Annotated in this window: 17 protein-coding genes; 6 read left to right on the forward strand and 11 right to left on the reverse strand. The window is 60.1% G+C overall.

Translation table 11 applies throughout. The annotated features are described in order from the left end of the window. Positions 1-124: 124 nt before the first annotated feature. The 6 genes from ACR0CE_RS18355 to ACR0CE_RS18380 all read right to left on the reverse strand — a co-directional run bounded on the left by ACR0CE_RS18355 (position 125) and on the right by ACR0CE_RS18380 (position 5,469). On the reverse strand, positions 125-1,528 hold the full coding sequence (locus tag ACR0CE_RS18355; RefSeq protein WP_480833398.1) for an NAD(P)/FAD-dependent oxidoreductase: 1,404 nt from the start codon (positions 1,526-1,528) through the stop codon (positions 125-127). Positions 1,529-1,565: 37 nt separating this feature from the next. Next, complete coding sequence (locus ACR0CE_RS18360) at positions 1,566-1,952, reverse strand: nuclear transport factor 2 family protein (RefSeq protein ID WP_480488946.1); 387 nt, start codon at positions 1,950-1,952, stop codon at positions 1,566-1,568. Positions 1,953-1,978: 26 nt separating this feature from the next. Next, positions 1,979-2,473, reverse strand: a complete 495-nt coding sequence (locus ACR0CE_RS18365; protein ID WP_480496051.1) for a universal stress protein — start codon at positions 2,471-2,473, stop codon at positions 1,979-1,981. A 17-nt stretch (positions 2,474-2,490) separates the two neighbouring features. Further along, on the reverse strand, positions 2,491-3,831 hold the full coding sequence (locus tag ACR0CE_RS18370) for a TRAP transporter large permease (RefSeq protein WP_480496053.1): 1,341 nt from the start codon (positions 3,829-3,831) through the stop codon (positions 2,491-2,493). A 17-nt stretch (positions 3,832-3,848) separates the two neighbouring features. Beyond that, a complete protein-coding gene (locus ACR0CE_RS18375; RefSeq protein WP_480496055.1) occupies positions 3,849-4,385 on the reverse strand; it encodes a TRAP transporter small permease in 537 nt (178 codons plus the stop codon). A 67-nt stretch (positions 4,386-4,452) separates the two neighbouring features. Next, positions 4,453-5,469 (reverse strand): TRAP transporter substrate-binding protein, encoded by a 1,017-nt coding sequence (locus ACR0CE_RS18380; RefSeq protein ID WP_267366014.1) that lies wholly within the window; start codon positions 5,467-5,469, stop codon positions 4,453-4,455. A gap of 157 nt (positions 5,470-5,626) precedes the next feature. On the opposite strand from ACR0CE_RS18380, the gene ACR0CE_RS18385 reads away from it, so the two are divergent. The 4 genes from ACR0CE_RS18385 to ACR0CE_RS18400 all read left to right on the forward strand — a co-directional run bounded on the left by ACR0CE_RS18385 (position 5,627) and on the right by ACR0CE_RS18400 (position 12,279). Further along, entirely contained in the window at positions 5,627-6,553 is a 927-nt protein-coding gene (locus tag ACR0CE_RS18385; RefSeq protein WP_480508719.1) for a LysR family transcriptional regulator, read from the forward strand. 286 nt (positions 6,554-6,839) lie between these two features. Next, the gene (locus ACR0CE_RS18390) at positions 6,840-8,879 is read left to right on the forward strand and encodes an oxidoreductase (protein WP_480484810.1); all 2,040 of its coding nucleotides are present in this window, start codon (positions 6,840-6,842) and stop codon (positions 8,877-8,879) included. A 58-nt stretch (positions 8,880-8,937) separates the two neighbouring features. Next, positions 8,938-10,956, forward strand: coding sequence for a CocE/NonD family hydrolase (locus ACR0CE_RS18395; RefSeq protein WP_480833399.1), 2,019 nt, complete (start codon positions 8,938-8,940; stop codon positions 10,954-10,956). 180 nt (positions 10,957-11,136) lie between these two features. Continuing rightward, entirely contained in the window at positions 11,137-12,279 is a 1,143-nt protein-coding gene (locus ACR0CE_RS18400; RefSeq protein ID WP_480833400.1) for an amidohydrolase, read from the forward strand. A gap of 88 nt (positions 12,280-12,367) precedes the next feature. On the opposite strand, the gene ubiV is transcribed toward ACR0CE_RS18400, so the two are convergent. From ubiV to ubiT, 3 genes are read right to left on the reverse strand one after another with little or no spacing between them, the layout of a single operon-like run. Beyond that, positions 12,368-13,288 (reverse strand): ubiquinone anaerobic biosynthesis protein UbiV, encoded by a 921-nt coding sequence (ubiV, locus tag ACR0CE_RS18405; RefSeq protein WP_480833401.1) that lies wholly within the window; start codon positions 13,286-13,288, stop codon positions 12,368-12,370. A gap of 4 nt (positions 13,289-13,292) precedes the next feature. Beyond that, entirely contained in the window at positions 13,293-14,270 is a 978-nt protein-coding gene (ubiU, locus tag ACR0CE_RS18410) for a ubiquinone anaerobic biosynthesis protein UbiU (RefSeq protein ID WP_480833420.1), read from the reverse strand. Next, complete coding sequence (ubiT, locus tag ACR0CE_RS18415; protein ID WP_480833402.1) at positions 14,270-14,812, reverse strand: ubiquinone anaerobic biosynthesis accessory factor UbiT; 543 nt, start codon at positions 14,810-14,812, stop codon at positions 14,270-14,272. The genes ubiU and ubiT overlap by 1 nt, the downstream gene beginning before the upstream one ends. Before the next feature lie 136 nt (positions 14,813-14,948). Between ubiT and ACR0CE_RS18420 the strand changes: the two genes are divergently transcribed. Further along, positions 14,949-16,457 carry a UbiD family decarboxylase gene (locus ACR0CE_RS18420; RefSeq protein ID WP_480833421.1) on the forward strand — a complete coding sequence of 503 codons (1,509 nt, stop codon included), beginning with the start codon at positions 14,949-14,951 and terminating at the stop codon, positions 16,455-16,457. Further along, on the forward strand, positions 16,454-17,035 hold the full coding sequence (locus tag ACR0CE_RS18425) for a UbiX family flavin prenyltransferase (RefSeq protein ID WP_480833403.1): 582 nt from the start codon (positions 16,454-16,456) through the stop codon (positions 17,033-17,035). The genes ACR0CE_RS18420 and ACR0CE_RS18425 overlap by 4 nt, the downstream gene beginning before the upstream one ends. Before the next feature lie 117 nt (positions 17,036-17,152). Here the strand turns inward: ACR0CE_RS18425 and ACR0CE_RS18430 are convergent, their stop codons facing one another. Both ACR0CE_RS18430 and ACR0CE_RS18435 read right to left on the reverse strand, forming a co-directional pair. Further along, positions 17,153-19,570: a GcvT family protein gene (locus tag ACR0CE_RS18430; protein WP_480833404.1), complete on the reverse strand. Its 2,418-nt coding sequence runs from the start codon at positions 19,568-19,570 to the stop codon at positions 17,153-17,155. Between the two features lie 28 nt (positions 19,571-19,598). Next, the gene (locus ACR0CE_RS18435; RefSeq protein ID WP_480484804.1) at positions 19,599-20,849 is read right to left on the reverse strand and encodes an aminotransferase class V-fold PLP-dependent enzyme; all 1,251 of its coding nucleotides are present in this window, start codon (positions 20,847-20,849) and stop codon (positions 19,599-19,601) included. Between the last annotated feature and the right edge of the window lie 31 nt (positions 20,850-20,880).

Consider the following 20,880-nt stretch of genomic DNA (forward strand, 5'->3'; position numbering starts at 1 on the left):
CAGAGCCAATGATCCCAAACGCATGTTCAATACCATGCATCTGCAAAACCTTAACAAAGGCCTCTTCCGTCGTCATCTTCATAGGGGTGTTTCCTTATCTTCGGAACGCCAAAGCGTTGGTAAATTACAGTATTTCGTCTCGGAGGTAATAGCCGACATAGGCTATACGCTGCCCCAGGCGGCGGAAGGGTGTCAGGATGCCATGGCTGGGCAGCGGGGACGTGAAGATCGGCAGGGCAAAGGCCTTGTCTTTCTTGCCCGCGATCAGCTGTGCCATACGACGCCCGGCCTGAGCCGAGTACATCACGCCGTTGCCACCATATCCCATCGCGTAGAACACGCGCTGTTCCGGGTCCGGTTGAAAGATACGCGGCATCATATCGTGGCTGACATCGACCCAGCCCCACCACGAGTAATCGAGGTTGATATCCGTCAGCGCCGGAAACTTTCGGGCGAGGCCCTTTTTCAGAAGCTCCAAATGTTTTTCGTTCTCGGCGTCTCGTCCTGTTACCGCGCTGCGGCTGCCGATCTGCATCCGGTTGTCAGGCAATAAACGATAATAATGGCGCAGGGTGCGCGTGTCCGTCAGGGGCGATTTGGTCTGAATGCCACACTCATCCAGCTCGGCCTGGGTCAGCGGCCGTGTCACCATCGAGTTGGACAGGATGGGCATCAAGCGGTGCTTTGTGCGCGTGTTCAGACCCGGCGGGGTATAGCCCGCGGTTGCCAAGGCCACCGTTTCGGCGCGGACGATGCCGCCCGGTGTGCGCAGGTGATGCACGCCGTTCTTCGTCTGCCATCCCATAACCGGGCTGCCGGTGTGAATTTTCACCCCCAAACGACGCGCCATGTTGACATAGCCGAACGCCAGTTTACCCGCATGGATACAGGTCCCGTCAGGTTCCCACATGGCACCTGTGGCCTCCATATCGCGCACGTGCTTTTCGTGAAGTTCTTCCCGAGAGAGGATGCGCGAACCATAGCCGAACACATCGTTGAGCAGCTTGCTCTCTTTCTTGAGGGACGGCATGACCTTGTCGCGATGCGCGATGTAGTAGTGGCCACCCGGTTGGGGGTCGCAATCGATATCGTCGGACGCAATCAGATCGTTGAACAGCTGAAACGCTTCTGTGACCTCGGCATGCATGCGCTTGGCCACGTCCGTTCCCCACCGTTCGATCCATTGCGACCGCTTGAGCCGCCCGGATGAAATCTGGGCCTGCCCGCCGTTGCGGGTGGAGCAGCCCCAGGAGACGGTATTTGCTTCTAAAACAACGGCTTGAATGCCGTGTTCCTTGGCAAGATGGATGGCGGTGGACAGGCCGGTATACCCCGATCCGATGACCACCACATCTGCATCCACATCGCTGGACACAGGTCCATCATCGGCCGGAGGTGTTCCGGCCGTTCCAATCCAATATGTGGGCGCGTGGTCGCGATTGTGACCCGGACCCGCATCAATGATCGGGTCATATTTGGGGTCATAGCTGGCCTTGGGCCAGTGACGCGGGATGCTGTTATCCACCATTCTTGTTTTTCTCCGAGGCTGCGCGCAGGGCGGCGGATCAGGCTTTGAACATTGGGCGCGTTTTGCGAAGCGCCTGTTTTACAACGATTTTACCGTCACGAACCGTGAACAGATCCGCACCTTCAGCTTCGATCCGCATACCGTTTGCATCGGTTCCCGAGAAGGTCCACTCGGACACCGCACGATCACCGTGGACAAAATGACTGTGATGATCCCAATGGGCGTCTTTCATGCCTGCCCAGACGCCCGAAAACGCAGCGGCGATGGCAGCGGCACCTTCAACCTTGTTGCCGTATTTTTCGTCACCGGCCACGGTGTAGAACACGCAGTCGTCGGCGAAGTGGGTCATCACGCCGTCGATGTCGTGGCGGTTAAACGCGTCAAACGTATCCGCCAGGTCCTGCGCGGTCAGGGTTTTGTTCATTTTGTACTTCCTTGTCAGTGGTGTTGTTACATTTCGTCCGGGTTCGGAACGATCAGTGTCGGGATCCTGGAGCGCCGCAAAACGCGTTTTGCGACCGTGCCCAGGAAGGTGTGCGAAAAGCCGTGATCATGCGCGCCCAATACGATCAGGTCGCAACCCAGTTCGACCGAGCGGCGCAGGATCACTTCTGCCGGATGGCCGTCAGTCACCTCGACCGAGGTGACCTGATCGCGAATTTTCCCGTCGTCGCCGTCGAACTGCGCCCAGAACTTGGCTTGCCGTTCGGCCAGAACCTTGCGCACCATCTCGTGACGACGCTCAATGGCGGTCTTGCGGGTCTCTTCGTTCATGATGAAGATTTCCATCGTGATCTTGGCGTCGTCCGACAGGGGTTCATTCACGTGCAACACGTGAATCTCCGCCCCGGTGGCCTGCGCGATGCTTGCGGCATGGCGCATGGCGTGACCCGAGTTTTCGGACAGGTCGGTGGCAAACAGGATGTTGGAGACCATCTGTTTCATGTCGTCATCCTTTCAGATCAGTAGCCAAACAGCCGTGGGAGCCACAGCGACAGTTCAGGGAAGAAGGCGATTATGAAGATCGCCACCGTGTTTGCCGCCGCAAAAGGCAGCGCGCGCAACGAGATCTGTTCGATCGAGATGTTCGAGATACCCGATGCGATGAACAGGTTCTCGCCCAGCGGCGGGGTCTGGAACCCGATGCCCAGCGTACAGACCATCACCACGCCAAAGTGGATCGGATCGATACCCACCGAATAGGCCACCGGCAGCATTACCGGAACAAGGATCAGGATGGTGGCCAGTGTTTCCATGAACATGCCGACGAACAGCAGGAAGAAGATGATCAGCGCCCAGATCACATAGAGGTTGTCGGTGAAGCTGAGCATCGAATCTGCGATGATCGCCGGGATCTGGTTTTCCACCAAAAGACGTCCGAACACCGTAGCGGTGAACAGGATCAGCAGGACGCGACCGGTCAGCCATGTGGTGGCTTCAAGCGACTGGAACAGCGACTGCCAGGTCAGTTCGCGATAGATGACTACCCCCACGAACAGGGTATAGAAGATCGCGACGATTGCAGCCTCGGTCGGGGTGAAGAAGCCGGTATAGATACCGCCCAGGATCACCAGCGGCGCCATCAAAGACCAGAACCCGCGATACATTTCGCAGCCTACATGGCGGATCGACCAGCCTTCGGCGACGCCTTTGTAGCCGCGCTTTTTCGACATGAAGTAGTTCAGGATCAGAAGGCTAGTGGCGATCAGGAAGGCGGGTACAAACCCGGCAATGAACAGTTTCGAAATCGAAACCGACTGGAAGGTGCCGAATTTCTCGACCGCTTCGGGTGGCGGGGCCATACCGAGCGCGGCAATGCCGAAGATCACCATCGGGATGGAGGGAGGAATGATAATCCCGAGGCCGCCAGAGGACGCAGTGATCGCCGAGGCATAGCCGCGCTCATAGCCGCGGTCGATCATTGCCGGGATCATCAGCATCCCAACAGCCGCGGTTGTTGCCGGGCCCGAGCCCGAAATTGCGCCAAAGAACAGACAGGCCATGACCGTTGCGGCCGAAATACCACCGGTGAAAGGACCGGCCAGACTTTCGGCAACGTTGATCAGGCGTTTTGAGATACCGGCAGCCTCCATCAAGGCCCCGGCGAGGATAAAGGCTGGCAGCGCCATCAGCGGGAACGAACCCACGGATGTAAAGGCGATCTGCACGAATTTGATCGGGTTATCGCCCAGATAGAGAAACGAGATCAGCGACGCGACACCCAGCGCCACCGTGATCGGCGCGCCAATGAGCAGCAAGAACAGAAATGATCCAAACAGGACCGTGACGATTTCGGATTCCATGATTTAACCCCCTGCCCTTAGGATTTCTTTGCTGCTTCGGTCGCAGCTTTGATTTCGTCGAGGTCGATCTGATCGGGATCGTGAATGTCCTCGCCTTTGACAAGGCGGAGGTAATTCACCTGAATGATGCGGACGGTCATCAGCGCAAACGCGATGGGCAGCACCATGTAGATATACTTCATCTCGACACCCAGGGTCTGGGATTTCCAGAACTTGTTCATCTTGTTGAAGACAAAATCTGTCGCCAGATAGAGGAAGTAGACATTGAAGAAGAGCCAGAAGAGATCGGCGAAGGCTTCGATGTACTTGATCGCCCCCTCAGGCAGGAACTTGAACTGGAATGTCACGCGGTTATGCGCCCCTTTCAAGGCGGCGTAACTTGCACCGAAATAGACGAACCATACGAACATGTAGACCGAGAGTTCTTCGATCCAGCTGACCGAAAAGCCGAAGACCTCGCGCGCGATGATCTGCACGAACAAAAGGCAGACAAAGCCGGATAAGAGTATCCGGCAGATGACACTTTCTATGTTGTCCAGAAATTTCCAGAACATGTGGTTTCACTCCTCCCTGAGATGAGAAGAGCGCCGTGGCGCTCTTCCCGGTATCGCTCTGCGGCGATTATTGCTGCACCGGCTCGCGGCCGATGGCTTCCAGAACGGTGTTCAGTTTTTCGACGCCACCGATGGAGTCGTAGAACTGGGGCCATACGGCACCGGTCGCCAGTTCGATGAACTCGGCTTCGTCGTTTTCGGGATCGATGATCTCCATGCCTTTGGCGGTCAGCTCTTCCTTGATGGCGGCTTCGGAATCCCGCAGGAATTGTGCGGATGCCAGGGTGGCTTCTTGTCCTGCTTCAAGGAGGATTGCCTGATCTTCTGCGGACAGGTCCTGGAAGACCGCTTCTGAAACGATCAGCGGTTCAATCGAGAAGATGTAGCGCAGGTTGGTGACGTGGTCCTGAACCTCGTAGAACTTCATCGCGTTGATGGTCAGATAAGGGTTGTCCTGCCCGTCGACCACCTTGGTTTGCAGACCGGTGAAGGTTTCCGACCATGCCATCGGCGTCGGGTTGATGCCCCATGCCTTGTAGGTTTCAATCATGATCTCGTTCTTGGGAACGCGGATGACCAGATCCTGAAGGTCAGCAACCGATTTGACCGGCTTTTTCGAGTTGGTCAGGCGGCGGAAACCGGTATAGGTCCAGCCGATGATGCGCACGCCGGCATCACGGATGGTGTTTTCGACCAGTTCCTGACCGATTGGGCCCTGGGTCAGCTTTTCGGCATCTTCCAGGCTGAGGATCACGTAAGGCAGCGTGAAAACACCGACCGAAGGCGAGAACGGCGTGATGTTGTTGATCGCCAGCAGAGACATATCCAGCGTGCCGATCGCCGCTTCGTTCACGGTGTCCTGTTCGGACCCCAGCTGACCGTTCAGGAACAGCGTTGCGGTATGTGCACCGCCCGATTTCTCTTCCAGCGCCTTGACGAAGGCGATGCCCAGAGCTTCCTGTGCGCTTCCTGCGCTATCGCCCACCGCGATCTTGAAGTTCTTCGCATCAGCCGTGCCCGCAACCATCAGTGCAGCAACGGAAACGGCGGCGCTGATGGTGCCAAGCTTTTTGATAAATGACATGGATGTCCTCCCATTTGTCGTGTTTCGAGGTGCGCGATGGCCTGGGGAGAAGGTGGCCAGTCCGATTCTGCCTCGGCCACAAGAGGCTATCTTGCCAACATGGTTTCGTCGTTGTTAATATTTGCGTGAAAGGTTTCACAAATGTCGAACTTTTAATATGAGACAGAACCCACTGGCCACCCGCATCGGGGACACGGACATCCGCCTTCTTCGGGTTTTCAAAACCGTTGCGGAAAGCGGAGGGTTTTCAGCGGCGGAAAATGAGCTCAACATCGGGAAATCAACAATCTCGAAACACATATCGGATCTGGAGCTTCGGCTGGATTTGAAGCTGTGCAACCGTGGCCCGGCGGGTTTTTCCCTGACTGAAGACGGCGAAAAAGTGCTGGCCGCGACAGAAGACCTGCTGATTTCGGTTTCTCAGTTCAGAACCGAAGTCAACGAGATCAAGCAGCAACTGGCAGGAAGTATCCGCGTGGCGTTGTTCGATCAGTGTACCACGAACCCAGAAGCGCGCCTTGCCCGCGCCATTCACAGGTTCAACGAAGCCGCCCCTGCCATCCAGATCGAGTTGTCGATCGAACCGCCCAACGTCATTGAGACCATGGTTATCAGCGGGCAGCTGGATGTCGGGATCATCGCCCTGCACCGCCCCTCGGCAAGCCTGCATTATGCGCCACTTTATGGGGAAAACATGTTTCTGTATTGCGGGCAGGACAATCCGTTGTTCAGCCAGTCCGCTGACACGCTGAGTTTGCGGGACATTCAGGCGTACAACTATGCGGGTCTGAACGTGAACTCGCCCAACCTGATCTATGGCCAGCAACTGGGGTTTCGGCGCGCTGCCAAAGTGCAGAACGAACAGGCCCTTGCAATTCTTATTCTGTCAGGCAGCTATCTGGGCTTTCTTCCGGACCATCTGGCGCAGGAATTTGTCGAACAGGGGCTTATGAGGCAGGTGATGCCGCAGGAAATCAAATACAGAACGCGCTTTGCGGCGGTGACACGGAAACATCCGGATCCGACACGTGCGGCCAAGCTGTTTCTGGAAACCCTGCTGAGCGTTCATTCCGACGTGCCCTGAGCCCGGCCTCGCCGCCTGTTTGCGCGTGGCACCCCGCAAGAGAATTTGTTCACCGAAGGCATGCGCCAACCGGGTGCGCGCGGCCACGCTTGTCCTGTCCACTCGGGCGTAAGGCATGAGGAAAATGGGTCCAAAACGTCTGATTGAAAACAAGTTTGACTTGGCAATTCCAGTTTGATTTCAATCAGCAAAGACCCACACCTCTTGCCCCCAGACAACCGGAGAGCCGCATGTCATCCGACCCTGTTGCCGCCTTGCGCACTCAAACCGATCACGAGGCGCTATCATGAGCCGCGATGCCTTGCTGCAACCTTATCAGCTAAAGCACCTGACGCTGAAGAACCGGATCATGACGACCAGTCACGAACCCGCCTATCCCGAAGATGGGATGCCGACGGAACGTTATCGTGCCTATCACGAGGTGCGGGCCAAAGCGGGGGTTGCGATGACCATGACGGCGGGGTCGGCCGTTGTCAGCCGCGACAGCCCGCCTGCGTTCAACAATATCCTAGCTTACAAGGACGAGGTGGTCCGCTGGATGGCGGAGCTGACGGATGCCTGCCATGCCCATGGCTGTGCGGTGATGATCCAGCTGACCCATCTGGGGCGGCGCACGGGCTGGAACAAGGGTGACTGGCTGCCATCCCTGTCGCCGTCGCACGACCGGGAACCGGCGCACCGGGCCTTTGCCAAGAAGATGGAAGATTTCGACATCGCGCGGATTGTGACCGATTACGCCGATGCTGCCGAACGGATGCAGGCCGCCGGGCTGGATGGAATTGAATTGCAGGCCTATGGCCATCTGATCGATCAGTTCTGGTCGCCGATGACCAATCGGATGGACGCGCCTTTTGGGGGCAATCTGGACAACCGGTTGCGCTTTGGCTTCATGGTTCTGGATGCAATCCGCGACCGCGTCGGGCGCGATTTCATCATAGGGGTCCGTTACACCGCCGACGAGGTGGAAAAGGGCGGCATCACCGAAGCGGAAGGGCTGGAGATTGCCCGAAGGCTGCGTGACAGTGGTCAGGTCGATTTCCTGAACATTATTCGCGGGCGTATTCATACCGACCCGGCCATGACGGACGTGATCCCGGTTCAGGGCATGAAAAGCGCACCCCATCTGGATTTCGCCGGGCGCGTGAGGGCCGAGGTTGGGATGCCGACCTTTCACGCCGCGCGCATTCCCGATGTGGCAACGGCACGGCATGCGGTGGCCTCGGGCCTGCTGGACATGGTCGGCATGACCCGCGCACATATGGCCGATCCGATGATCGTTGCCAAAATCCGGGCCGGACGGGAAGAGGACATCCGGCCTTGCGTTGGCGCCACCTATTGTCTTGACCGCATTTATCAGGCGGGTGAGGCGCTGTGCATCCACAACCCGGCCACCGGGCGCGAATTGTCGATGCCGCATGTGATCCCCGCCGCTGAAACGCGCCGCCGCGCGGTGATTGTGGGCGCAGGCCCCGGCGGGCTTGAGGCCGCGCGGGTTGCGGCCGAGCGCGGGCATGACGTCACCGTTCTTGAGGCCGCGCCCGAACCCGGCGGTCAGGTGCGGCTGACCGCGCAATCCCGACGCCGGGCCGAGATGATCGGGATCATCGACTGGCGCATGGCCCAATGCGCGGCGCGCGACGTGACATTTCGGTTCAACACCTTTGCGGACGCCGATGCTGTAACCGCGCTTGCGCCGGACATGGTGGTGATCGCAACCGGCGGGTTGCCCGAGGTGACGGTTCTGGAGGCGGGTAACGATCTGGCGGTTACTGCCTGGGATATCCTGACCGGTGATGTGCGCCCCGGCGACAATGTCCTTATCTATGACGATGCGGGGGATCACCCGGCCCTGATGGCGGCTGAGGCTATCGCAAAAGCGGGCGGGCGGGTAGAAATCATGACCCGCGACCGAAGTTTTGCCCCCGAAATCATGGGAATGAACCTGGTGCCCTACATGCGGGCCCTGCAAAAGACCGGAGCCGTGTTCACAGTCGCCCGGACGCTGAAATCACTGGTGCGATCAGGCAATCAGCTGGAGGCAGCCATTGGAACGGATTACTCGGACCTGACAGAAAAGCGCCTGTATGATCAGGTGGTTGTCAATCAGGGTGTTTTGCCGCTGGATGATCTGTACTTCGACCTGAAACCGCTGTCGCGCAACCTGGGCGCCGTGGATTATGAAGCGCTGGTTAGCGGGTCCGGCCCCGTGTTTCCGCAATCTGTCCCAGAGGCCGGGTTTGATCTGTACCGGATCGGAGATGCCGTTTCATCACGTAACACGCATGCCGCCATTTACGATGCGCTGCGCTTGGGGCTTCGGTGGTGAGATCAATGAAGCACACCACAAGCAGCCTTTCACCTGACAGTCAGTCAAAGGACCGGACATGAGCAACACAGAGGTCATCGAAACCGTTTGGATTCCCATGCCGGACGGCGCAAAACTTGCGGCCCGGCTTTGGCTGCCCGGATCGGCGCGAACAACGCCTGTTCCCTGTGTTCTGGAATACATCCCCTATCGCCGCCGGGATCGCACCCGGATGCGGGATGAAAGTATGCATCCGCATTTCGCCGCAGCAGGCTATGCGTCGATCCGGGTGGATATCCGCGGTTATGGCGACAGCGACGGGATCCCCGAGGATGAGTATTCGCATCAGGAGATTCAGGATGGACACGACATCATCCAGTGGATTGCAGATCAGGACTGGTGCGACGGAAATGTCGGAATGTTTGGCAAAAGCTGGGGGGCGTATAACGCCTTTCAGGTGGCCGCGACCCGCCCACCAGCGCTGAAGGCGATTGCGCCGGTGATGGGAACGGATGACCGCTGGCGCGAGGATATTCACTTTTACGGCGGCTGTCTGGCCAATGACAATTTCTGGTGGGGTTCGATCATGCAGCTGTACAATGCCATGCCGCCCGACCCCGAGATCGTGGGCGCGGATCGCTGGATCGACATGTGGCGCGCACGGTTGGAGGGGGTCGAATTCTGGCCCGCCAAGTGGCTGGAACATCAGACCCATGACGACATGTGGCGGCGCGGCTCGATCTGCGAAAACTATGCGGATGTCGATGTGCCGGTGTATTTCTTTGGCGGATGGATGGACCTGTATCGCGACACGCCGTTCCGCATCGCGGAACATCTGAGCGGGCCGGTCAAGATCCTGATGGGCCCCTGGGCGCATCTGTATCCGCAAGAAGGGGTGCCGGGGCCCCGGGTCGATTTCGTCGGCGAGGTGATCCGGTTCTGGGACCATTGGCTGAAGGGGATCGACACCGGCCTGATGGACGAGCCGCCGCTGCGGTTTTTCCTGCAAGACAGTGCCGCCCCGTCCGGAACTCATGTACACCGCGAGGGGCGGTGGATCGAGGAGCCGAGCTGGCCATCGCCAAATGTCAAGGACCAGCCCTTGTGGCTGAATGACGGAACCCTGGATGCCTCCGCCGGGTCGGGCGGGGAGATGTCGGTCTGTTCGCCTCAGAATTTCGGGGCCGCAGCGGGCGACATGTGTTCCTTTGCAATACCCGGAGATATGGCAGCAGATTGCCGGATCGAGGCCGCAGGGGCGCTGCAATTCAAAGCAAAGCCCTTGGAAAAGCCCATAGATATTCTGGGCCAGCCCTCGGTTGACCTGACAGTTTCTGCCGATCGGACGCAGGGTTTCGTTGCGGCCCTGCTGGTGGATGAGGCCCCGGATGGCGCGCAGACATTGATTGCACGCGGGTTCTGCAATCTGACCCACCGGATCAGCGACACTGAACCGACACCGATCACACCCGGCGAAGACATGCACGTGACTGTCCCGCTTTATGGAACCGGTTATCGGGTGTTGGCGGGTCATCGCATCGTTCTGCAAATCGCGTCCGCCTATTGGCCGGTCCTGTGGCCAGCGCCCGAGCCGGTTACGCTGACGATCCGGCCCGGCACATCGCGGCTGATCCTGCCCGTGCGCAGCCAGCGAGATGACACGCCAGCCCCACGCCCCTTGCCCGAACCTCGGGGTCCCGACGTCGCCCCGCGGAAGACGAACGTTCGCTCCGGTTCGATGGAGCGTTCGGTCCACACCGATCTGACCAATGGCGAGGTGACACACAGGTATTTCCTTGACGGGGGTGTCTTTGGGCCGGTGGGCGATATTCGCCTCGACGATATCGGCACGGTGCTGAGCGATATGTCGGATCGACGCTATACCATCCAGCCGGATGATCCGTTGTCGGCAGTGGCCACAATGGAGCAAACCGCCGGTTTCGACCGCGAGGGGTGGTCCGCCAAGATCTGGACCTGTTCCGAACAAAGGGCGACTGCGACCGAATTTCACCTGACCGCTCGCCTAAAGGCGTGGTCGGGTGACGACCTGATCTTTGAGGAAGAACAGTCTTTTGTCATCCCCCGCAACGGGATGTAGGCGCAGAATGGTTTACAGACCTGCCGTCTTGTGATGCGTGGGCTGGTGTTCCCCTCGCGGGATCGAAATTGTTCAGGGCTCTCATCCGGGGGCAACGTGCATCAATCGGAACCTATCTTTGAGCGGGATTGCAAAACCCTGTAGCAATGACGAAAGAAAGCAGGACGAAGGAGAGTTGCCATGACGAGTTTTTTCGAAAACCTGCGCGCCCTGCGGCATGAGTTTCACCGCAACCCCGAGCTTGGCTTTCAGGAGGACTGGACCAAGGCCCGGATCGCCGATCACCTGAGAAGCCTTGGCATCGAAGTGCATGAGGGTGTCGGCGTTGTTGGTGTTCTACGAGCGGGCCATGGCAACCGGTCCATCGGTCTGCGCGCGGATTTCGACGCCCTGCCCATTACCGAGGCCAACAGCTTTGCCTACAAGTCTCAGAATCCGGGCGTGATGCATGCCTGCGGCCATGACGGCCATACGACGATGCTGCTGGGCGCGGCCGAGCTTTTGGCCAGGGATCAGGGCTTTGACGGCACCGTTGTCTTCCTGTTCCAGCCCAACGAGGAGCACGGGCTGGGCGCGCGGGCGATGATTGAGGAAGGCGTCCTGCGGGATTTTCCGATTGACGAAATCTATGGCGCGCACAATCTGCCGGGCGAACCCGTCGGGCGGGTTTCAACCCGCGCCGGTGTCATTTGTTGCAGCGAAAGCCTATTCGAGATCACCATCACCGGTCAGGGCGGCCATGCCTCGATGCCCCATGTCGGGCGCGAGACAATCACGCCCGCAGCAGAGCTTGTTCTGGCCTTGCAAACCATCGTTTCGCGAAAGCTTGCCCCATTGTCTGGCGCGGTCGTTTCCGTGACCGAGTTCATCACCGATGGGCAGCGCAACGTCCTGCCGGGTCGAACAGTGTTGAAAGGGGACGCACGGGCGATGTCCCCCGATGACCGCGCGCGGATTGAACACCATATGCGGCAGATCGCGGCGGGCGTGGCGGAAAGCCACGGTGTCGCGGTGACGGTGGAATTCCGGACCGAATTCATCGAGGCAATCAACGATACCGACGCCGCAACCCATGTGGTTTCAGCAGCAAAAACGCTGGGTCTGGAGGTTGACGGCGACCGGACCGCCATGTCGTTTTCCGAGGATTTCGCGGAATTTGCGGCAGCGGTTCCGGGGTGTTTTCTGCTGATCGGCAATGGAACCGAGGGGTCGAATGGCCGCCCCCTGCACGCGAATGACTATGATTTCAACGACGCGCTGCTGCCATTGGGAGCAAACCTGTGGGCCGAACTGGTGCGGCAACGCCTGCCTGTGACCACCTGACTGTGCAGGACGATCCATGGATTTTCCGGATCGCCCGCTCAGGTCGTGCTGAAAATTCGCTATCGGATGCCGGTCTTTTCCAGAATGATCAGCGTGCTGCTTCGGTGGGCGCGCATGCCGAACCCGACCATTCAGCACCGGATGCGCCGGTCAGGAACCCATCGCTTAGCCTTATACCGGGATCGGCGGCGCGCAGCGCATGTTCCAGATCGCCCCTGCCAAGCTGACCATCCAGCCGCTGTCGGTAGAGGGCACACAGCCTTGGGAACCCCTGAGATTGCGGTGACAGGCGCAGGGCCGAGACGCCCGCGCTTTGCAGCAACTCGATCTGATGATCCGTGCAGGCATAGCTGTCTGACAGGGTCTGCACGCCGTTCATGGCCATGAACGGCTGTCCATCCCCGGTCAGCACATCCAGCCCGTCGGGGTCGTTTTCGCAGGCAAACTGGCAGTTGTCTTTGCTGCGCCCATGCAGGCGCGCGTGGTAACACCGGCCGGAGATGGCCAATGGCAGGCGACCGTGGCCCCAAACCTCGACCGCGACACCCAGACTGGCGGCGGCTTGTGCCAGAACCCTGACCGAGGCGATTGGCAGTTCCGGTGGCAGGCAAATGCGGCGCGCGCCACGTGACGCCAGCCATACCAATGTGCCTTCGTTATAGACATTGATCAGGGGTCCGACATCGAAAGCCGTGTTCTGGGGCAGATGCGTCAGCGCGGTCAGGTCGTTGATTTCGACCGTGACCCCCAGATCCGCCAGATCGGCGGTCAGCTTGCGTTCACGCTTGAGCGTCACCAGAGCAAGACTGGTCAGCGCAACCTGTTTGCCAGCCTCAACCAGTCGGGTAATCGCGTCGGGGATCCGGTCCTGATAAAACGGCAGGCGCTTGGAACAAACCAGCTCGCCCAGCACGATGCGATCGACGGAGGCATGGGCCAGATCCCCATAAAAAGACATCCAGTTCTCGGCGGGCCAGAAAAACTGGTTGGGGCCAACGGTCAGTTCCATCGCGCTATCTCCAGGTTTTTTTGTAGGCGCCGGTTGTCATGGCCTGCCCTTCGGACAAACGGGCCAGCATCCCCTCGGGCAGAGGGCGTCCGGCCTCAAGCGCGTCGACAGCGGCACGGAAATTCCGAACCACCTGCGCGACGTAGGATTTCGAACGCTGGCGCCCTTCGATCTTCAGCGCGGTAACACCGGCCTTCTGCAATTGCGGGATCAGCCGTTCCGCGTTCAGGCTGACGGGGTCTTCGAACAGGTGGCCCGTCTTTTCACCTGCGGAAAAGCACCCTTTGCACAATGTCGGATAGGGTGCAGGCTGGTTTCGTTCGACCCGGTGGATCAGGTAGCCACCCAGACGGGTGTTCAACGCGCCCTGGTCGTTCTGGTATTCGACATGGCTGGCTGGCGAACAGACGCCATTCATGTTCGGAGACAGCCCGGTGGCATAAGAGGACAGCGAACAGCGACCTTCGGCCATCACACAGAGCCCGCCGAACACAAAAACCTCGGTCTCGACTTCTGTTTCGGCGTTGATGGCGGCGATTTCGGGAACCGACAGCACGCGCGGCAGGACTACGCGTTTGACGCCAAAAGTTTCGGCATAGAAGTTGATCACATCGGCATTTGCGGCTGCGGCCTGCACGGACAGGTGCCTGCGCAGCCCCGGATGATTGCACGCGGCATAATCCAGCAACCCAATATCGGCGAGGATCACGGCATCCACGCCGCAGGTTTCCGCATCGGCCACGGCGCGGTGCCAGATTGCTTCGTTGCCGGCGCGGGGAAACGTGTTGATCGCAACCAGCACCCTGGCCCCGTGGTCATGGGCAAAGGCAACGCCCGCGCGCATTTCGGCCCGGTCAAAGTTCAGACCGGGAAAGTTGCGCGCATTGGTTTCATCATTGAAGCCGCAATAGACCGTATGCGCCCCGGCCTTGACGGCTGCGCGCAAAGCGGCGGGCGTTCCTGCCGGGCAGACGATTTCCATTACCATAGTACAGCGTCTTCCGGTCGGGTCAGGTACAGGCCGGTTCGACGTTCCACCAACGCGATGAGCTGCTTGAGCGGGCGCGCAAGCGGGCCGGAGAGGGCTGCGGCCTCGTGCGCGAGGTCCAGTTCCGCGTCGTCGATTGCATTGCGCAGGGCCAGCGCTGCGGCCGTATCGCCCTCGATCACCAGATCACGTGAGAAGAACAGCGCATCGCCGTCAAACGCGCCGTGAACCAGCCCAAGAAGGGCCGCCAGAGGGCCGGAAATACGCGCAACCCCTGTCCCGCTGCGCCGGGTCAGTGTCACCTTTGGGGCACCGCCATTCGGATCAAGCAGCAGGGCAACAGGCAAATCCGTCGGATCAAGAACGAAAACTGATCTTCCGTATAGGCCAAGCCGTTGAAACATTTCCGGATTTTTCTTTGCGATCCGGCGCGTGAAGACCGTCAGCGACAGTGATAAGGGGGCAAGCGGCGCTATCCGAAGCGTGGCCGCCAAAGCCGCCGGGCAGCGCGGTATCGTGTTCTCAGGAACGGGCAATAAGACCTCCTGCTGTCTCAACATTGTGACCTTGGATGCCTTCCTAGGACGATCGCGGCAGGGGTGACTTGACGGTTGTCAATTCGACCCCTCGCTTTCGTTGCTAGAGGGTGGACACCACCGTCGGAGCAGCCCCATTCGCACCCTGCCGCAATATCCCAGCCTACGGCATTTTCTGAAATGGTGCGAGGACACCGGACAGTTCAGGCGCATCCCTGATCCGGTTTCCGTGCGCCACCAGATGACCGCTGTTCACCGCTCCGTGCTTGAGGCGGGCGGACCGGTTCTGCAATTTGACCACCCGACAGACGTGTCCACTGATCGGCTCGATACCCCGGTCGTCGTCAACCTGTTCGGAACGGCAGAGCGGGTTGCTGCCGGGCTGGGTGTCACACCCGACGGGCTGGACGATCTGGGCGCCTTTCTGGCCGCGCTGCGAGCCCCGACGCCGCCGGACGGGGTGCGGGACGCGCTGGCCAGATGGCCGATGCTGAAGGCGGCCCTGTCGACCCGGCCGAAACTGGTCAGAACTGCCCCGGTTCAAAGCGTCTGCCACAGCGGGGCGGATGTGGACCTGACAGCGCTGCCGGTCCAGACGCACTGGCCCGGTGATGTCGGGCCGCTGATCACATGGCCCGTGGTCCTTACCCGGCCCTACGGCAGCGATCCCAACGCGGCGCAAGGCTATAACGCGGGGGTTTACCGCATTCAGGTGCTGGACCGGAACCGTGTCATCATGCGCTGGCTGCCCCATCGCGGCGGCGCGGCGCATCACCGAAGCTGGGCGAGGTGCGCCGAAAAGATGCCCGTCGCCATTGTGCTGGGCGCAAACCCCGCGACGCTGTTGTCGGCGGCCTTGCCCTTGCCAGAGGCGGTATCCGAGCTGACATTTGCCGGTGCCCTGAACCAGAAGCGCCCACATCTGATCCCGGCCAGAACCATCCCCCTGCTGGTCCCTGCAGATGCCGAGATTGTTCTGGAAGGTTGGGTTTCACCAAGCGAAACCGCCCCCGAGGGGCCTTTTGGGGATCACACCGGCTATTACAACCCGGCTGAACCCTTTCCGGTGATGCAGGTCAGCGCTGTCACCCATCGGGACGCGCCGCTGTATCTTTCCACCTATACCGGGCGGCCACCGGACGAGCCGTCGATCATTGGCGAGGTGTTCAACCGTCTGGCCTTGCCGACCATCCGCGCGCAAATCCCCGAAATCCACGATCTTTGGCTGCCGCCCGCCGCCTGTTCCTATCGCATCGCAATCGTTGCCATCGACAAACGGTATCCGGGGCAGGCCCGGCGCGTGATGATGGCCCTGTGGGGAATGCTGCCGCAATTCAGCTATACGAAAATGATCATCGCGGTCGATGCTGATATCGACCCCCGAAACTGGGAGGATATAGCCTGGGTGCTTGCCACACGCATGGACCCGGGCCGGGATGTGATGGTGCTGGACAGGACACCTATTGATTATCTGGATTTTGCATCGCCCGAACCCGGTCTGGCCGGAAAAATCGGCATCGACGCCACGACGAAACTGGGCAGTGAAACGCTGCGGGAATGGGGGACGGTGATGCGCACTGCGGATGCCGATCACGCCTTTGCGGAAGACCTTGTAAACCGATTGATGCCGGAGCTGAGAGCATGACAAACGCCCGTGTTGTTCTGGGGGTATCCGGTGCGTCGGGCGCGGCGTTGGGCCTTGCCGTGGCCCGGTGTCTGGCGTCATCGGATATCGAGACCGACCTTGTGGTCAGCGCTGCCGGGATGCGGACCCTTGCGCAGGAATGCGGCCCGGATTCTTTGCAAAACCTGCGGCAACTGGTGACGCGGCATCACCCGAGCGCCGATATCGGTGCCAGCATTGCGTCCGGGTCGGTTCCGGTATCCGGCATGATCGTTGCGCCCTGTTCCATGCGAACGCTTGCCGCAATTGCGCATGGGCTGGACGATAACCTGCTGACGCGCGCCGCCAGTGTTCAGCTCAAGGAACGCAGGCCGTTGGTTTTACTGACACGCGAAGCACCGTTGACGCTGGCCCATTTGCGCAACATGACGGCGGCGGTAGAAATGGGGGCCGTCATCCTGCCCCCGGTTCCTGCGTTTTATCTGAAGCCCGACACCCTGATGGATATCGTGTCCCAGATCGCTGCACGCGCGGTGGACTGCCTGCGCATTTGTGACCCGGTGGCGCAAGAGTGGCGCCCGCAATGCGCTGGTGGGTGAGTTCGGACGCCTCCGGCGGGAGTATTTGGAAAAAGATGAAGTCGCCTGAAGTGCCGAGACGAGACATCTTTTGGAGCGTCTTATTGGCCTTGCCTGCCTGTAGACGGGTTATGAGCGTCAGCACCGCAGTCTGGCGCCTGTCGGGTCAAACGGAGCCTCGGCCAGTACGCGCGCCTTGTGCGGTTTGCCGATGACCTGAATGACCACCTCATCGCCCGGCTGTGCCCTGTTTGGGTTGCGGAACCCCAGCGCCAGCGATTTCCCGACCGAATAGCCGAACGCCCCCGACGTGACACGACCCACGGGCGCGCCGTCGGGGGTAAAGATCGGCTCACCCCCGGTTGCGTCGGCATCTGCGGTCACATCCAGTTCGAAGACGGACAGCACCTCGCGCGCGGGGTTGTCCTTGATGGACAGATAGGCGTTTTTGTGCAGGAAATCCTTGTCCAGCTTGATCAGGCCGGCCAGCCCGACCTCTTGCGGCCAGTATTCCTGAGAAAACTCTCGACCCCACGAGCCATAGCCCTTTTCGATCCGCAGCGCCCCCAGCGCGCGCCCGCCCACCGGACCGCCACCACAGTCTTTGGCGGCCTCAAGCAGGGCGGTGTAGAGCGCCACCTGATCCCCCTCGGCGCAGTGCAGTTCCCAGCCCAGATCGCCGGTAAAGCTGACCCGGATGGCCACGCATTCGACGCCGGCGACCGTGATTTTCTGCGACCACATGAAGCGGAACGCCTCGTTCGACAGATCGGCATTGGTCAGGCGTGCCAGCGCTTCGCGTGACCTGGGGCCTGCGATGTTGAACCCTGCGATGCGGTCGGTGGCGACCTCAAGAGTTGTGCCCTCGGGCATTTCCACCATTTGAAAGAAGCGCTGATGATAGCGTTCGGCCATGCCTGACCCGATCATCATGTATTCATCCTCGGCCAGCTTGGTGATGGTGAAATCGCCCGCCACGCCACCGCGAACCGAGATCAACGGCGTCAGACAGCTGCGCCCCACTTCGGCAGGCACCCGATTGGCCACCAGACGGTCCAGCCAGTCATGGGCACCGGGGCCCTTGATCACGTAATTGGCGAAGTTCGAAATGTCGATCAGGCCCACGCTGTCGCGCAGCATCTGCACCTCTCGGCCCACGGGCTTCCACCAGTTCTGGCGGGTAAAGCCGGTGGTCTCTTCCACCTCGGGCTCATCGGCGAACCAGAGCGGATGTTCCCAGCCGCAATTAAGGCCAAAGACGCAGCCCATCTGCTTCTGCATCTCATAGGCGGGGCGCACACGGGCCGGACGGCCTGCGCTGCGTTCCTCGTTGGGGAAATGGATCTTGAAGCGGTGGGTGTAGGCATCCTGAACACGGGCCTTAGTGAATGCCTTGTCGGCCCAGTCGCCAAACCGGGCCAGATCCCAGGCGAACATGTCATATTGCGGCTCGCCCTCGATCATCCATTGCGCCGCCAGCAGACCCAACCCCCCGGATTGCGAGAAACCGGGGATCAGGCCGCCGCAGAGGAAATAGTTCTTCAGCTCGGGCACCGGCCCCCACAGCATGTTGGCGTCGGGCGACCAGATCATCGGCCCGTTGATCACGCGTTTCACCCCGGCAGTGGCCGCAACCGGCACGCGTTCGGTGGCGCGGATGACGTTTTCCATGATCCGGTCCAGATCGTCGGGGAACAGATCATGCGCGAAGTCGAGCGGCGTGCCGTCTTCGGCCCAGAATTTCATATCTTTCTCATAAGCTCCGATCAGAAGGCCGTTGCCTTCCTGCCGGAAGTAATATTCGCCGTCGCGGTCAGCGATCGAGGGCAAACGACGGCCCAGGCTGGCGACCTCGTCGATGCTTTCGGTCACGAAATACTGATGCTCGGTCGGTTGCAGCGGCAGGGTCAGACCCGCCAGCGCCGCCACCTCGCGCCCCCAGAGACCGGCGGCGTTGACAACCCACTGGGTGTGAATGTCGCCTTTGGGCGTGCGCACGATCCAGCTGCCGTCGGGTTGTTGTTCGGCTCCCGTCACCGGGCAGAACCGTTCGATGGTGGCCCCCATGGCGCGGGCCCCGGCGGCATAGGCGTGCGGCACGCCCGACGGGTCGACATTGCCGCCATCGGGTTCATACATGATGCAGCGGATGTCATCGAACTGCGCCAGCGGGTGCAGTTCCTTGGCTTCTTCACGGCTGACTTCGTAGAAGTTCAGACCATAAAACCGGGCTTTCGCCTCTTGCAGGCGCAGCTGGTGCTCACGCTCTTCGGTCTGGGCCAGATAGAGCGAGCCGGGCTGGAATACGCCGCAGCTTTGGCCGGTTTCCTGTTCCAGCTGTTTATACAGATTCATCGTATAGTGCTGGATGCGGGTGATGTTGTTGTTGTCGTGCAGCCCGTGGATATTCGCCGCTGCGTGCCAGGTCGAGCCGGAGGTCAACTCGTTCCGTTCCAGTAGGACAACGTCGGTCCAGCCAAGCTTGGCCAGATGGTACAGGATCGAACAGCCGGCAAGGCCCCCTCCGATCACGACAGCTTGTGCATGGGTTTTCATGAGTGCTTGTCCCTTGGTCCGCCGCAGCTCAGGCGGCGATTTCTTTCATGACAGCCAGAAATCTGGCGACTTCGCCGATCGAGTTGTAGTGGCACATCGAGACCCGGACGCAGGCGTCATAACCCAGCGGTGTCAATATGTTGCCAGAGTAATGGTCGGCCTTGCGCAAATGGGTGCGAATACCCTCATCGTTCAGCCGTTTGACGACATCCGCCGAGGCCACACCCTGAACGCGCAGCGACACCAGCCCTTCGCGAGCGGGGTTGTCGGCACCGCCCAGAATCGTGACCTTCTCCATCTCGGCCAGACCGCTCAGGTTGCCGGTGCCGTGGATCATCGCGTCGGTCAGTGCCTTTTCCTGCGCGTGGATGGCTTCGCCCGCTGCCAGAAATCTGGCACGCCGGTCGGTGGCGTCGCTGACCTGACTGCCAAGCCATTCGAAGTAAGACACAACGTCGGACATGGTCGCATAGGCCCCTGTATCGCGCGTGCCCATTTCCCAGTTATCTGCCGGACCGTCCAACAGGGCATTGTGTTCAAGCCGCGTCAGCCGGTCGGAAATCCACGCAACGCCGTAGCCATGGCGCGAAAACACCTTGTAGGGCGAGATCACGTAGCCGTCGACGTCATACGCGCTGAGGTCGATCTGGCCATGGGCGGCGTGCTGGATGCCATCGACAATGATGAAACAGTCTGGCGCCACGGCGCGGATCGCCTGCGAAACAGCGGCCACATCGACGCCCATGCCCGTCACCGGTGAGGTGTGCAGGATTGTCGCCACTTTGGTGTCGGGGGTGACGGCCGCAGCATAGGCGTCGGCTGTCACGGTGCCGGTATCGTCATCGTGGGGCACCAGCACATGGGTCTGCCCGGCGATGCGAGCCCAACGATCACAGGCTGACCGTGTGGCGGGGTGTTCCAGTGTCGACCCCAGCACAATCCCCGGACCGGTTCCCAGACAGGCGTTCATGATCAGCCGGAACAGAAGTTCGGTGCCGCTTTCACCGACAAAGAACTGACCACCGGGTGCATTCATGAAATCCCGCATATCAGCCTTGGCAGCGTTGATCGTGGCAACCAGCGCATGAGACCCCGGATTGTCGCGCCCCTGATTGTCGGGGATTGCGGCGTGACGTGCCGAGCTGTCCAGCACGGATTTCAGTGTCAAAGCCCCGCCGGCGTTTTCGAAAAATATCCGCTCGCCCTGTTCGGGGCAGTGATCGATCTGGGCAAAACGGTCGCGGATCTGGTTCAGCAGATTTTCCGAAATTTGGCTCATGAAAAGCGGCACCTTTGTATTTTGTGAACGT

The sequence above is a fragment of the Ruegeria sp. L11 genome (assembly GCF_056531755.1).

Coding starts and splice junctions, on each gene's coding strand:
- ACR0CE_RS18375 (WP_480496055.1), bottom strand. CDS start 4,385: ATGTTCTGGAAATTTCTGGACAACATAGAAAGTGTCATCTGCCGGATA.
- ACR0CE_RS18385 (WP_480508719.1), top strand. CDS start 5,627: ATGAGACAGAACCCACTGGCCACCCGCATCGGGGACACGGACATCCGC.
- ACR0CE_RS18395 (WP_480833399.1), top strand. CDS start 8,938: ATGAGCAACACAGAGGTCATCGAAACCGTTTGGATTCCCATGCCGGAC.
- ACR0CE_RS18360 (WP_480488946.1), bottom strand. CDS start 1,952: ATGAACAAAACCCTGACCGCGCAGGACCTGGCGGATACGTTTGACGCG.
- ACR0CE_RS18435 (WP_480484804.1), bottom strand. CDS start 20,849: ATGAGCCAAATTTCGGAAAATCTGCTGAACCAGATCCGCGACCGTTTT.
- ubiU (WP_480833420.1), bottom strand. CDS start 14,270: ATGGAAATCGTCTGCCCGGCAGGAACGCCCGCCGCTTTGCGCGCAGCC.
- ACR0CE_RS18370 (WP_480496053.1), bottom strand. CDS start 3,831: ATGGAATCCGAAATCGTCACGGTCCTGTTTGGATCATTTCTGTTCTTG.
- ACR0CE_RS18400 (WP_480833400.1), top strand. CDS start 11,137: ATGACGAGTTTTTTCGAAAACCTGCGCGCCCTGCGGCATGAGTTTCAC.
- ACR0CE_RS18390 (WP_480484810.1), top strand. CDS start 6,840: ATGAGCCGCGATGCCTTGCTGCAACCTTATCAGCTAAAGCACCTGACG.
- ACR0CE_RS18365 (WP_480496051.1), bottom strand. CDS start 2,473: ATGAAACAGATGGTCTCCAACATCCTGTTTGCCACCGACCTGTCCGAA.
- ACR0CE_RS18355 (WP_480833398.1), bottom strand. CDS start 1,528: ATGGTGGATAACAGCATCCCGCGTCACTGGCCCAAGGCCAGCTATGAC.
- ACR0CE_RS18430 (WP_480833404.1), bottom strand. CDS start 19,570: ATGAAAACCCATGCACAAGCTGTCGTGATCGGAGGGGGCCTTGCCGGC.
- ACR0CE_RS18380 (WP_267366014.1), bottom strand. CDS start 5,469: ATGTCATTTATCAAAAAGCTTGGCACCATCAGCGCCGCCGTTTCCGTT.
- ubiV (WP_480833401.1), bottom strand. CDS start 13,288: ATGGAACTGACCGTTGGCCCCAACCAGTTTTTCTGGCCCGCCGAGAAC.
- ACR0CE_RS18425 (WP_480833403.1), top strand. CDS start 16,454: ATGACAAACGCCCGTGTTGTTCTGGGGGTATCCGGTGCGTCGGGCGCG.